The organism is Escherichia sp. AM3, assembly GCF_032029835.1.
Classification (GTDB): domain Bacteria; phylum Pseudomonadota; class Gammaproteobacteria; order Enterobacterales; family Enterobacteriaceae; genus Escherichia; species Escherichia coli.
Genome location: NZ_JAVUPQ010000006.1, coordinates 58279 through 71485, shown reverse-complemented (window position 1 = coordinate 71485; position 13207 = coordinate 58279). Strand labels below are relative to the sequence as shown.

Sequence of the window (13207 nt, the reverse complement as noted above, 5' to 3'; positions counted from 1 at the left end):
GTTAATCTCCCGTAAGTGGAACTAACAGCACATCGACCTCACTTGAGGCAATAACTCTTTTCGCCGAGCAGGATGCTCGCGAAAAGAAACTGTGATTGTGATTACCGCAAATCACCAAATCGAAATGATGCTTGTGACATACTTCCAGAATATGTTCGCTTAACTCACCGTAGGCAATAAACGTCTTGTCAACGGGATACCCCGCATCCTGAATTAACTTATCAAGAAAGCTTTGCGTTTCTTCCTGCATCACGCTGCGTAAATCTTCAAGCATCGGCGCAGCTAATTGATTGTACATTTCCGGGTCGGAAGCGAGAGTAATTAAACTGATGTGTCCCTTTACTGGCCTGGCGATAGATACCGCTTTTGCCAGCAGTTGCTGACTTTCCGGTGTAACCGCAACAGCGACAAGAATATTGCTATAGCTCATAACCTGTTCCTTATTCTGTGAACTTCAGGTGACATTAAAGCTTTACTCCTAATGGAGAAACGACGCAATCCCAACTCGGTCAAACTGGTAAATATTAGTCTGATTATTAGTAAAGATAATTAATCAATCACTCCCGGTGATCATATAATTTCAAATGTAATTATAAGAAAATAGTGTACTGATTCTCCGCATTAAACAAGTGGTTAATATATGTAAAACATTTCATTAACATTAAGTTGATTGTTGCCTTTCTTTGTATTTAATTAGTTTGTTGTGCGGTAAGTGTCTGTTTAAAAATAGCTTATCTGGTATTGCATGAAAGTGATTATTTATAGCAGATGATTATTTACGGTGAGTTATTTTGACTGTGCGCAACATCCCATTTCGATTATTCCTGTTTCATTTTTGCTTGCTAGCGTAGCGAAAAACTTTTTAACAGATTGAAATACACCCAAAACAAAAGTATGACTTATACATTTATGTTAAGTAATTGAGTGTTTTGTGTGATCTGCATCACACATTATTGAAAATCGCAGCCCCCCTCCGTTGTATGTGCGTGTAGTGACGAGTACAGTTGCGTCGATTTAGGAAAAATCTTAGATAAGTGTAAAGACCCATTTCTATTTGTAAGGACATATTAAACCATAAAGGTGGTTCTGCTTATTGCAGCTTATCGCAACTATTCTAATGCTAATTATTTTTTACCGGGGCTTCCCGGCGACATCACGGGGTGCGGTGAAACCGCATAAAAATAAAGTTGGTTATTCTGGGTGGGAATAATGCATACCTCCGAGTTGCTGAAACACATTTATGACATCAACTTGTCATATTTACTACTTGCACAGCGTTTGATTGTTCAGGACAAAGCGTCCGCTATGTTTCGTCTCGGCATAAATGAAGAAATGGCGACAACGTTAGCGGCACTGACTCTTCCGCAAATGGTTAAGCTGGCAGAAACCAATCAACTGGTTTGTCACTTCCGTTTTGACAGCCACCAGACGATTACTCAGTTGACGCAAGATTCCCGCGTTGACGATCTCCAGCAAATTCATACCGGCATCATGCTCTCAACACGCTTGCTGAATGATGTTAATCAGCCTGAAGAAGCGCTGCGCAAGAAAAGGGCCTGATCATGAGTGAAAAAAGCATTGTTCAGGAAGCGCGGGATATTCAGCTGGCAATGGAATTGATCACCCTGGGCGCTCGTTTGCAGATGCTGGAAAGCGAAACACAGTTAAGTTGCGGACGCCTGATAAAACTTTATAAAGAACTGCGCGGAAGCCCACCGCCGAAAGGCATGCTGCCATTCTCAACCGACTGGTTTATGACCTGGGAACAAAACGTTCATGCTTCGATGTTCTGTAATGCATGGCAGTTTTTACTGAAAACCGGTTTGTGTAATGGCGTCGATGCGGTGATCAAAGCCTACCGTTTATACCTTGAACAGTGCCCACAAGCAGAAGAAGGACCACTGCTGGCATTAACCCGTGCCTGGACATTGGTGCGGTTTGTTGAAAGTGGATTACTGCAACTTTCCAGCTGCAACTGCTGCGGCGGCAATTTTATTACCCACGCTCACCAGCCTGTTGGCAGCTTTGCCTGCAGCTTATGTCAACCGCCATCCCGGGCAGTAAAAAGACGTAAACTTTCCCAGAATCCTGCCGATATTATCCCACAACTGCTGGATGAACAGAGAGTACAGGCTGTTTAACTGATACGGTGAGGCGCAACATTCCAGCAGCGGTAACGACGTACCGCTGCTTTTTTTTGCCCCAATCGCGCGTTAACGCCTGACGACTGAACATCCTGTCATGGTCAACAGTGGAAGGATGATGTCGTGCTTATCTTATTAGGTTACCTGGTTGTTCTCGGTACAGTTTTCGGCGGTTATTTGATGACCGGTGGAAGCCTTGGAGCACTCTATCAACCCGCTGAACTGGTGATTATTGCCGGTGCAGGGATTGGGTCGTTTATCGTCGGCAATAATGGCAAAGCGATTAAAGGCACGCTGAAGGCGCTGCCGTTGCTGTTTCGTCGCTCCAAATACACCAAAGCAATGTATATGGATCTGCTGGCTCTGCTTTATCGGTTGATGGCGAAATCGCGGCAGATGGGGATGTTTTCGCTGGAACGTGATATTGAAAATCCCCGTGAGAGCGAGATCTTCGCCAGCTACCCACGCATCCTCGCGGATAGCGTCATGCTTGATTTTATCGTCGATTATCTGCGCCTGATTATCAGCGGTCACATGAACACCTTCGAAATCGAAGCCCTGATGGATGAAGAGATTGAGACGCACGAAAGCGAGGCAGAAGTCCCGGCGAACAGTCTGGCGCTGGTCGGGGACTCACTTCCGGCGTTTGGTATTGTTGCGGCTGTAATGGGGGTCGTTCACGCGTTAGGTTCAGCCGATCGTCCTGCCGCCGAGCTGGGTGCGCTTATCGCACATGCGATGGTGGGGACTTTCCTCGGCATTTTATTGGCTTACGGATTTATTTCCCCATTAGCGACTGTTTTACGTCAGAAAAGCGCCGAAACCAGCAAAATGATGCAGTGCGTCAAAGTCACTCTGCTTTCTAATCTGAACGGTTACGCACCGCCTATCGCCGTTGAGTTTGGTCGCAAAACGCTCTATTCCAGCGAACGTCCGTCGTTTATTGAACTGGAAGAGCATGTGCGTGCGGTGAAAAATCCGCAACAACAGACGACAATCGAGGAAGCATGAAGAATCAAGCGCATCCGATTATTGTCGTCAAACGACGCAAAGCCAAAAGCCACGGGGCAGCACATGGATCGTGGAAGATTGCTTATGCCGACTTTATGACTGCGATGATGGCCTTTTTTCTGGTGATGTGGCTGATCTCCATCTCCAGCCCAAAAGAGCTGATTCAGATTGCGGAGTACTTCCGGACTCCACTGGCGACTGCGGTTACGGGCGGCGATCGCATTTCTAATAGTGAAAGCCCAATTCCCGGCGGTGGTGATGATTACACCCAAAGCCAGGGGGAAGTGAATAAGCAGCCGAACATCGAAGAGCTGAAAAAACGCATGGAGCAAAGTCGATTGCGGAAATTGCGGGGTGATCTCGACCAGTTGATAGAGTCCGATCCGAAACTGCGGGCGTTACGTCCCCATCTCAAAATCGATCTGGTCCAGGAAGGTCTACGTATTCAGATCATCGATAGCCAGAATCGCCCGATGTTTAGAACCGGCAGTGCCGATGTCGAACCCTATATGCGCGACATTCTGCGCGCCATTGCGCCTGTACTGAACGGTATTCCCAACCGTATTAGCCTTTCAGGTCATACCGATGATTTCCCCTACGCCAGCGGTGAGAAAGGATATAGCAACTGGGAGCTTTCTGCCGATCGGGCCAATGCATCCCGCCGCGAACTGATGGTCGGAGGGTTGGATAGCGGCAAAGTGTTACGTGTCGTCGGCATGGCGGCAACGATGCGCTTAAGCGATCGCGGACCTGATGATGCCGTCAACCGTCGCATCAGCCTGCTGGTACTGAACAAACAAGCCGAACAGGCCATTTTGCATGAAAACGCCGAAAGCCAGAATGAGCCAGTAAGCGCCCTGGAAAAACCTGAGGTTGCACCACAGGTCAGTGTTCCCACAATGCCATCAGCCGAACCGAGGTGACAGCGTGAGCATGGATATAAGCGATTTTTATCAGACATTTTTTGATGAAGCGGACGAACTGTTGGCTGACATGGAGCAGCATTTGCTGGTTTTGCAGCCGGAAGCGCCAGATGCCGAACAATTGAATGCCATCTTTCGGGCTGCCCACTCGATCAAAGGAGGGGCAGGAACTTTTGGCTTCAGCGTTTTGCAGGAAACCACGCATCTGATGGAAAACCTGCTCGATGAAGCCAGACGAGGTGAGATGCAACTCAACACCGACATTATCAATCTGTTTTTGGAAACGAAGGACATCATGCAAGAACAGCTCGACGCTTATAAACAGTCGCAAGAGCCGGATGCCGCCAGCTTCGATTATATCTGCCAGGCCTTGCGTCAACTGGCATTAGAAGCGAAAGGCGAAACGCCATCCGCAGTGACCCGATTAAGTGTGGTTGCCAAAAGTGAACCGCAAGATGAGCAGAGTCGCAGTCAGTCGCCGCGACGAATTATCCTTTCGCGCCTGAAGGCCGGGGAAGTCGACCTGCTGGAAGAAGAACTGGGACATCTGACAACGTTAACTGACGTGGTGAAAGGGGCGGATTCGCTCTCGGCAATATTACCGGGCGACATCGCCGAAGATGACATCACAGCGGTACTCTGTTTTGTGATTGAAGCCGATCAGATTACCTTTGAAACAGTAGAAGTCTCGCCAAAAATATCCACCCCACCAGTGCTTAAACTGGCAGCCGAACAAGCGCCAACCGGCCGCGTGGAGCGGGAAAAAACGACGCGCAGCAATGAATCCACCAGCATCCGTGTAGCGGTAGAAAAGGTTGATCAATTAATTAACCTCGTCGGCGAGCTGGTTATCACCCAGTCCATGCTTGCCCAGCGTTCCAGCGAACTGGACCCGGTTAATCATGGTGATTTGATAACCAGCATGGGGCAGTTACAACGTAACGCCCGTGATTTGCAGGAATCAGTGATGTCGATTCGCATGATGCCGATGGAATATGTTTTTAGTCGCTATCCCCGGCTGGTGCGTGATCTGGCGGGAAAACTCGGCAAGCAGGTAGAACTGACGCTGGTGGGCAGTTCTACTGAACTCGACAAAAGCCTGATAGAACGCATTATCGACCCGCTGACCCACCTGGTACGCAATAGCCTCGATCACGGTATTGAACTGCCAGAAAAACGGCTCGCCGCAGGTAAAAACAGCGTCGGAAATTTAATTCTGTCTGCCGAACATCAGGGCGGCAACATTTGCATTGAAGTGACCGACGATGGGGCGGGGCTAAACCGTGAGCGAATTCTGGCAAAAGCGGCCTCGCAAGGTTTGACTGTCAGCGAAAACATGAGCGACGACGAAGTCGCGATGCTGATATTTGCACCTGGCTTCTCCACGGCAGAGCAGGTCACCGACGTCTCCGGGCGCGGCGTCGGCATGGACGTCGTCAAACGTAATATCCAGGAGATGGGCGGTCATGTCGAAATCCAGTCGAAGCAGGGTACTGGCACTACGATCCGCATTTTACTGCCGCTGACGCTGGCCATCCTCGACGGCATGTCCGTACGCGTTGCGGATGAAGTTTTCATTCTGCCGCTGAATGCTGTTATGGAATCACTGCAACCCCGTGAAGCCGATCTCCATCCACTGGCCGGCGGCGAGCGGGTGCTGGAAGTGCGGGGTGAATATCTGCCCATCGTCGAACTGTGGAAAGTGTTCAACGTCGCGGGCGCGAAAACCGAAGCCACCCAGGGAATTGTGGTGATCTTACAAAGTGGCGGTCGCCGCTACGCCTTGCTGGTGGATCAATTAATTGGTCAACACCAGGTTGTGGTTAAAAACCTTGAAAGTAACTATCGCAAAGTCCCCGGCATTTCTGCTGCGACCATTCTTGGCGACGGCAGCGTGGCACTGATTGTTGATGTCTCCGCCTTGCAGGCGATAAACCGCGAACAACGTATGGCGAACACCGCCGCCTGAATGAGTAAAAAGGTAACAATATGACCGGTATGACGAATGTAACAAAGCTGGCCAGCGAGCCGTCAGGCCAGGAATTTCTGGTATTTACCCTTGGTGATGAAGAGTACGGTATTGATATCCTGAAAGTGCAGGAGATCCGTGGCTACGATCAGGTAACACGGATTGCGAACACGCCAGCGTTTATCAAAGGCGTCACGAATCTGCGCGGCGTTATTGTGCCGATTGTTGACTTACGAATTAAGTTCAGCCAGGTGGATGTGGACTATAACGACAACACGGTAGTTATCGTCCTGAATCTCGGACAGCGGGTGGTCGGCATCGTGGTTGACGGCGTCTCAGACGTGCTTTCATTGACGGCGGAGCAAATTCGTCCGGCACCGGAATTTGCCGTGACGCTTTCAACAGAATATCTCACTGGACTGGGCGCACTGGGCGACCGGATGTTGATTCTGGTGAACATCGAAAAACTGCTGAACAGCGAAGAGATGGCGCTGTTAGATAGCGCGGCGTCAGAAGTGGCGTAATTCTCCCGATTTCCTCAATTGAAATGAACCCGATGATCTGCGCATCGGGTTTTTTATTTCAATTTCGCGGCGGGTGGCATCAGCAATAAAGTTTCCCCCCTCCTTGCCGATAACGAGATCAACTTGTTTTCAGGAAGGTGCCTTATGATTAACCGTATCCGCGTAGTCACGCTGTTGGTAATGGTGCTGGGGGTATTCGCACTGTTACAGCTTATTTCCGGCAGTCTGTTTTTTTCTTCCCTTCACCATAGCCAGAAGAGCTTTGTGGTTTCCAATCAATTACGGGAACAGCAGGGCGAGCTGACGTCAACCTGGGATTTAATGCTGCAAACGCGCATTAACCTGAGTCGTTCAGCGGTACGGATGATGATGGATTCCTCCAATCAACAAAGTAACGCCAAAGTTGAATTGCTCGATAGCGCCAGGAAAACATTGGCGCAGGCAGCGACGCATTATAAAAAATTCAAAAGCATGGCACCGTTACCTGAAATGGTCGCTACCAGTCGTAATATTGATGAAAAATATAAAAACTATTACACAGCGTTAACTGAACTGATTGATTATCTAGATTATGGCAATACTGGAGCTTATTTCGCTCAGCCAACCCAGGGAATGCAAAATGCAATGGGCGAAGCGTTTGCTCAGTACGCCCTCAGCAGTGAAAAACTGTATCGCGATATCGTCACTGACAACGCAGATGATTACCGATTTGCCCAGTGGCAACTGGCGGTTATCGCGCTGGTGGTGGTATTGATTCTGCTGGTGGCGTGGTACGGCATTCGCCGTATGTTGCTTACTCCGCTGGCAAAAATTATTGCTCACATTCGCGAAATCGCCGGTGGTAACCTGGCGAATACCCTGACCATTGACGGGCGCAGTGAAATGGGCGACCTGGCGCAGAGCGTTTCACATATGCAACGCTCTTTGACTGACACCGTCACTCATGTCCGCGAAGGTTCAGATGCCATCTATGCCGGTACCCGTGAAATTGCGGCGGGCAACACCGATCTTTCCTCCCGTACTGAACAGCAGGCATCCGCGCTGGAAGAAACTGCCGCCAGCATGGAGCAGCTCACCGCGACAGTGAAGCAAAACGCCGATAACGCCCGCCAGGCCTCGCAACTGGCGCAAAGTGCCTCCGACACCGCCCAGCACGGCGGCAAAGTGGTGGATGGCGTAGTGAAAACGATGCATGAGATCGCCGATAGTTCGAAGAAAATTGCCGACATTATCAGCGTTATCGACGGTATTGCCTTCCAGACTAATATCCTCGCGCTGAATGCCGCGGTTGAAGCCGCGCGTGCGGGTGAACAGGGCCGTGGTTTTGCCGTGGTGGCGGGTGAAGTGCGTAATCTTGCCAGTCGCAGCGCCCAGGCGGCAAAAGAGATCAAAGCCCTCATTGAAGACTCCGTCTCACGCGTTGATACCGGTTCGGTGCTGGTCGAAAGCGCCGGGGAAACAATGAACAATATCGTCAATGCTGTCACTCGCGTGACTGACATTATGGGCGAGATTGCATCGGCATCGGATGAACAGAGCCGTGGCATCGATCAAGTCGCATTGGCGGTTTCGGAAATGGATCGCGTCACGCAACAGAACGCATCGCTGGTGCAGGAATCAGCTGCCGCCGCCGCTGCGCTGGAAGAACAGGCGAGTCGTTTAACGCAAGCGGTTTCCGCGTTCCGTCTGGCAGCCAGCCCACTCACCAATAAACCGCAAACACCATCCCGTCCTGCCAGTGAGCAACCACCGGCACAGCCACGACTGCGAATTGCTGAACAAGATCCAAACTGGGAAACATTTTGACGAGTATTTACTAACGCGGTCATTGCCGCCTGATGGGGAGCGTTGATGTTTAATCGTATTCGAATTTCGACCACGCTGTTTTTAATTTTGATTCTCTGCGGGATCTTGCAGATTGGCAGTAACGGCATGTCTTTTTGGGCATTTCGCGACGATTTGCAACGACTGAATCAGGTCGAGCAGAGCAATCAGCAACGTGCGGCATTAGCGCAAACTCGGGCGGTAATGTTACAGGCCAGTACCGCGCTGAACAAAGCGGGCACTCTGACGGCACTTAGCTATCCGGCGGATGACATTAAAACGTTGATGACGACGGCGCGCGCCAGTCTGACGCAATCCACCACGCTGTTTAAAAGTTTTATGGCGATGACTGCGGGCAACGAGCACGTCAGGGGATTGCAAAAAGAGACGGAGAAAAGTTTTGCCCGCTGGCACAACGATCTCGAACATCAGGCGACCTGGCTTGAAAGTAATCAACTTTCGGATTTCCTCACTGCGCCGGTGCAGGGATCACAGAATGCGTTTGACGTTAACTTTGAGGCCTGGCAGCTGGAGATCAACCATGTGCTGGAAGCCGCCAGTGCGCAAAGCCAGCGTAACTATCAGATTTCGGCACTGGTGTTTATCAGCATGATTATTGTTGCGGCGATCTACATCAGCAGTGCGCTGTGGTGGACGCGCAAGATGATTGTTCAACCACTGGCCATTATCGGTAGCCATTTTGACAGCATTGCTGCGGGTAATCTGGCGCGTCCGATTGCGGTATATGGTCGTAATGAGATCACCGCCATTTTTGCCAGTCTGAAGACCATGCAGCAGGCTTTGCGTGGGACGGTAAGTGATGTGCGTAAGGGAAGCCAGGAGATGCACATTGGTATCGCGGAGATTGTCGCAGGCAATAACGATCTCTCAAGTCGTACCGAACAGCAGGCGGCATCGCTGGCACAAACGGCCGCCAGTATGGAGCAATTAACCGCCACGGTAGGGCAAAACGCCGATAACGCACGACAGGCGTCGGAACTGGCAAAAAATGCCGCGACAACGGCGCAGGCGGGCGGTGTTCAGGTCAGTACCATGACTCACACCATGCAGGAGATCGCCACCAGCTCGCAAAAAATTGGCGACATTATCAGCGTTATCGACGGAATTGCTTTCCAGACCAATATTCTGGCCCTGAATGCGGCAGTGGAAGCGGCTCGCGCCGGAGAGCAGGGGCGTGGTTTTGCGGTAGTGGCAGGTGAAGTGCGCAATCTTGCCAGCCGTAGCGCGCAGGCAGCAAAAGAGATCAAAGGGCTGATCGAAGAGTCAGTCAATCGTGTCCAGCAGGGTTCGAAACTGGTGAATAACGCCGCCGCGACCATGATCGATATTGTCAGTTCGGTGACCCGCGTGAACGACATTATGGGAGAAATTGCCTCTGCGTCGGAAGAACAACAGCGGGGGATTGAGCAGGTTGCACAGGCTGTCAGCCAGATGGATCAGGTGACTCAGCAGAACGCCTCGCTGGTAGAAGAAGTGGCGGTGGCAACGGAACAACTGGCGAATCAGGCCGACCATCTTTCGTCGCGTGTGGCGGTATTTACCCTTGAAGAACATGAAGTAGCACGACATGAGTCGGTGCAGTTACAAATTGCGCCAGTGGTATCCTGAAGTGATTGAGAAGGCGCTATGACTTCATCTCTGCCCTGTGGGCAAACGTCTTTATTGTTACAGATGACCGAGCGCCTGGCGCTTTCCGACGCGCATTTTCGGCGGATAAGTCAATTGATCTATCAACGAGCCGGGATCGTTCTGGCTGACCATAAACGCGACATGGTTTACAACCGACTGGTTCGTCGTTTGCGTTCGCTGGGACTGACGGATTTCGGTCATTATCTGAACTTGCTGGAATCTAATCAGCACAGCGGTGAGTGGCAGGCGTTTATCAATTCGCTGACCACGAATCTGACGGCATTTTTCCGTGAGGCACATCATTTCCCTCTGCTCGCGGATCACGCACGTCGCCGTTCTGGCGAGTATCGCGTATGGAGCGCGGCGGCTTCGACCGGCGAAGAGCCGTACAGCATTGCGATGACGCTGGCTGACACATTGGGCACCGCGCCCGGACGCTGGAAAGTGTTTGCCAGTGATATCGACACCGAAGTGCTGGAAAAAGCCAGAAGCGGTATCTATCGCCATGAAGAGTTGAAAAACCTGACGCCGCAGCAACTGCAACGGTATTTCATGCGAGGGACGGGGCCGCATGAAGGGCTGGTACGCGTGCGTCAGGAGCTGGCGAACTATGTTGATTTTGCCCCGCTGAATCTACTGGCGAAACAGTACACCGTGCCGGGGCCGTTTGATGCGATCTTCTGTCGTAACGTCATGATCTACTTCGATCAAACTACCCAGCAGGAGATTTTGCGCCGCTTTGTTCCGCTCCTTAAACCCGACGGATTGCTGTTTGCGGGTCACTCTGAAAACTTTAGCCACCTTGAGCGCCGCTTCACGCTGCGTGGTCAGACGGTGTATGCGCTAAGTAAGGATTAACGATGAGCAAAATCAGGGTGTTATCTGTCGATGATTCGGCACTGATGCGCCAGATCATGACAGAAATCATCAACAGCCATAGCGACATGGAAATGGTGGCGACCGCGCCTGATCCGCTGGTCGCGCGTGACTTGATTAAGAAATTCAATCCCGATGTGCTGACGCTGGATGTTGAAATGCCGCGGATGGACGGACTGGATTTCCTCGAAAAATTAATGCGTTTGCGTCCAATGCCCGTTGTGATGGTTTCTTCCCTGACCGGCAAAGGGTCAGAAGTCACGCTGCGCGCGCTGGAGCTGGGGGCGATAGATTTTGTCACCAAACCGCAACTGGGTATTCGCGAAGGTATGCTGGCGTATAGCGAAATGATTGCTGAAAAGGTGCGTACGGCAGCAAAGGCGAGCCTTGCAGCACATAAGCCATTGTCGGCACCGACAACGCTGAAGGCGGGGCCGTTGTTGAGTTCTGAAAAACTGATTGCGATTGGTGCTTCAACGGGTGGAACTGAGGCAATTCGTCACGTACTGCAACCGTTGCCGCTTTCCAGCCCGGCACTGTTAATTACCCAGCATATGCCGCCCGGTTTCACCCGCTCTTTTGCCGACAGACTTAATAAGCTTTGCCAGATCGGGGTTAAAGAAGCCGAAGACGGAGAACGTGTCTTGCCGGGGCATGCCTATATTGCGCCGGGCGATCGGCATATGGAGCTGGCGCGTAGTGGCGCAAATTACCAAATCAAAATTCACGATGGCCCGGCGGTTAACCGTCATCGGCCTTCGGTAGATGTGTTGTTCCATTCTGTCGCCAAACAGGCGGGGCGTAATGCGGTTGGGGTGATCCTGACCGGTATGGGCAACGACGGCGCGGCGGGAATGTTGGCGATGCGTCAGGCGGGGGCATGGACCCTTGCGCAAAACGAAGCAAGTTGCGTGGTGTTCGGCATGCCGCGCGAGGCCATCAATATGGGTGGTGTTTGCGAAGTGGTCGATCTTAGCCAGGTAAGCCAGCAAATGCTGGCAAAAATTAGTGCCGGACAGGCGATACGTATTTAAATCAGGAGTGTGAAATGGCGGATAAAGAACTTAAATTTTTGGTTGTGGATGACTTTTCCACCATGCGACGCATAGTGCGTAACCTGCTGAAAGAGCTGGGATTCAATAATGTTGAGGAAGCGGAAGATGGCGTCGACGCTCTCAATAAGTTGCAGGCAGGCGGTTATGGATTTGTTATCTCCGACTGGAACATGCCCAATATGGATGGCCTGGAATTGCTGAAAACAATTCGTGCGGATGGCGCGATGTCGGCATTGCCAGTGTTAATGGTGACTGCAGAAGCGAAGAAAGAGAACATCATTGCTGCGGCGCAAGCGGGGGCCAGTGGCTATGTGGTGAAGCCATTTACCGCCGCGACGCTGGAGGAAAAACTCAACAAAATCTTTGAGAAACTGGGCATGTGAGGATGCGACTATGATGCAACCATCAATCAAACCTGCTGACGAGCATTCAGCTGGCGATATCATTGCGCGCATCGGCAGCCTGACGCGTATGCTGCGCGACAGTTTGCGGGAACTGGGGCTGGATCAGGCCATTGCCGAAGCGGCGGAAGCCATCCCCGATGCGCGCGATCGTTTGTACTATGTTGTGCAGATGACCGCCCAGGCTGCGGAGCGGGCGCTGAACAGTGTTGAGGCGTCACAACCGCATCAGGATCAAATGGAGAAATCAGCAAAAGCGTTAACCCAACGTTGGGATGACTGGTTTGCCGATCCGATTGACCTTGCCGACGCCCGTGAACTGGTAACAGATACACGACAATTTCTGGCAGATGTACCCGCGCATACCAGCTTTACTAACGCGCAACTGCTGGAAATCATGATGGCGCAGGATTTTCAGGATCTCACCGGGCAGGTCATTAAGCGGATGATGGATGTCATTCAGGAGATCGAACGCCAGTTGCTGATGGTGCTGTTGGAAAACATCCCGGAACAGGAGTCGCGTCCAAAACGTGAAAACCAGAGTTTGCTTAATGGACCTCAGGTCGATACCAGCAAAGCCGGTGTGGTAGCCAGTCAGGATCAGGTGGACGATTTGTTGGATAGTCTTGGATTTTGATTTGTATTGCCTGATGTGGCGTGACCACGTCATATCAGGCGGTCTGATAAGGCGATGACGCCGCATCCGACAAACGCACACTATGCTTGATGTGTGGCAGCAAAAGCCCTAAATCCCGCCTGTTTTGCCCCTTACTCAAACCATTGAACGCTTTGCGCTCTGGCATCATTCACGCTTAATACTCTTTCCAGGA

Annotated in this window: 13 protein-coding genes; 12 read left to right on the top strand and 1 reads right to left on the bottom strand. The window is 51.2% G+C overall.

Features of this window, described 5'->3' with window-relative positions:
* Window position 1: 1 nt before the first annotated feature.
* Entirely contained in the window at window positions 2–430 is a 429-nt protein-coding gene (gene uspC / locus RTW80_RS04750) for a universal stress protein UspC (RefSeq protein WP_000122426.1), read from the bottom strand.
* Between the two features lie 779 nt (window positions 431–1209).
* Between uspC and flhD the strand changes: the two genes are divergently transcribed.
* The 12 genes from flhD to cheZ all read left to right on the top strand — a co-directional run bounded on the left by flhD (window position 1210) and on the right by cheZ (window position 13014).
* Window positions 1210–1560 carry a flagellar transcriptional regulator FlhD gene (gene flhD, locus RTW80_RS04745; RefSeq protein ID WP_001295647.1) on the top strand — a complete coding sequence of 117 codons (351 nt, stop codon included), beginning with the start codon at window positions 1210–1212 and terminating at the stop codon, window positions 1558–1560.
* A gap of 2 nt (window positions 1561–1562) precedes the next feature.
* The gene (gene flhC / locus RTW80_RS04740; RefSeq protein ID WP_032247641.1) at window positions 1563–2141 is read left to right on the top strand and encodes a flagellar transcriptional regulator FlhC; all 579 of its coding nucleotides are present in this window, start codon (window positions 1563–1565) and stop codon (window positions 2139–2141) included.
* Window positions 2142–2267: 126 nt separating this feature from the next.
* Window positions 2268–3155: a flagellar motor stator protein MotA gene (gene motA / locus RTW80_RS04735; RefSeq protein WP_032247640.1), complete on the top strand. Its 888-nt coding sequence runs from the start codon at window positions 2268–2270 to the stop codon at window positions 3153–3155.
* Entirely contained in the window at window positions 3152–4078 is a 927-nt protein-coding gene (motB, locus tag RTW80_RS04730) for a flagellar motor protein MotB (protein WP_000795630.1), read from the top strand. Before motA ends, motB begins: the two co-directional genes overlap by 4 nt.
* 4 nt (window positions 4079–4082) lie before the next feature.
* Complete coding sequence (gene cheA, locus RTW80_RS04725; protein WP_001300654.1) at window positions 4083–6047, top strand: chemotaxis protein CheA; 1965 nt, start codon at window positions 4083–4085, stop codon at window positions 6045–6047.
* A 20-nt stretch (window positions 6048–6067) separates the two neighbouring features.
* Window positions 6068–6571, top strand: coding sequence for a chemotaxis protein CheW (cheW, locus tag RTW80_RS04720; protein WP_000147302.1), 504 nt, complete (start codon window positions 6068–6070; stop codon window positions 6569–6571).
* A 144-nt stretch (window positions 6572–6715) separates the two neighbouring features.
* Entirely contained in the window at window positions 6716–8377 is a 1662-nt protein-coding gene (gene tar, locus RTW80_RS04715; RefSeq protein WP_001297437.1) for a methyl-accepting chemotaxis protein II, read from the top strand.
* A gap of 45 nt (window positions 8378–8422) precedes the next feature.
* The gene (gene tap, locus RTW80_RS04710) at window positions 8423–10024 is read left to right on the top strand and encodes a methyl-accepting chemotaxis protein IV (protein ID WP_063119339.1); all 1602 of its coding nucleotides are present in this window, start codon (window positions 8423–8425) and stop codon (window positions 10022–10024) included.
* Between the two features lie 18 nt (window positions 10025–10042).
* Entirely contained in the window at window positions 10043–10903 is an 861-nt protein-coding gene (gene cheR, locus RTW80_RS04705; protein ID WP_000204337.1) for a protein-glutamate O-methyltransferase CheR, read from the top strand.
* Between the two features lie 2 nt (window positions 10904–10905).
* Window positions 10906–11955: a protein-glutamate methylesterase/protein glutamine deamidase gene (gene cheB / locus RTW80_RS04700; protein WP_000036371.1), complete on the top strand. Its 1050-nt coding sequence runs from the start codon at window positions 10906–10908 to the stop codon at window positions 11953–11955.
* A gap of 14 nt (window positions 11956–11969) precedes the next feature.
* Window positions 11970–12359: a chemotaxis response regulator CheY gene (gene cheY, locus RTW80_RS04695; RefSeq protein WP_000763867.1), complete on the top strand. Its 390-nt coding sequence runs from the start codon at window positions 11970–11972 to the stop codon at window positions 12357–12359.
* Between the two features lie 10 nt (window positions 12360–12369).
* Window positions 12370–13014, top strand: coding sequence for a protein phosphatase CheZ (gene cheZ, locus RTW80_RS04690; RefSeq protein ID WP_000983609.1), 645 nt, complete (start codon window positions 12370–12372; stop codon window positions 13012–13014).
* The last annotated feature ends 193 nt before the right edge of the window (window positions 13015–13207 follow it).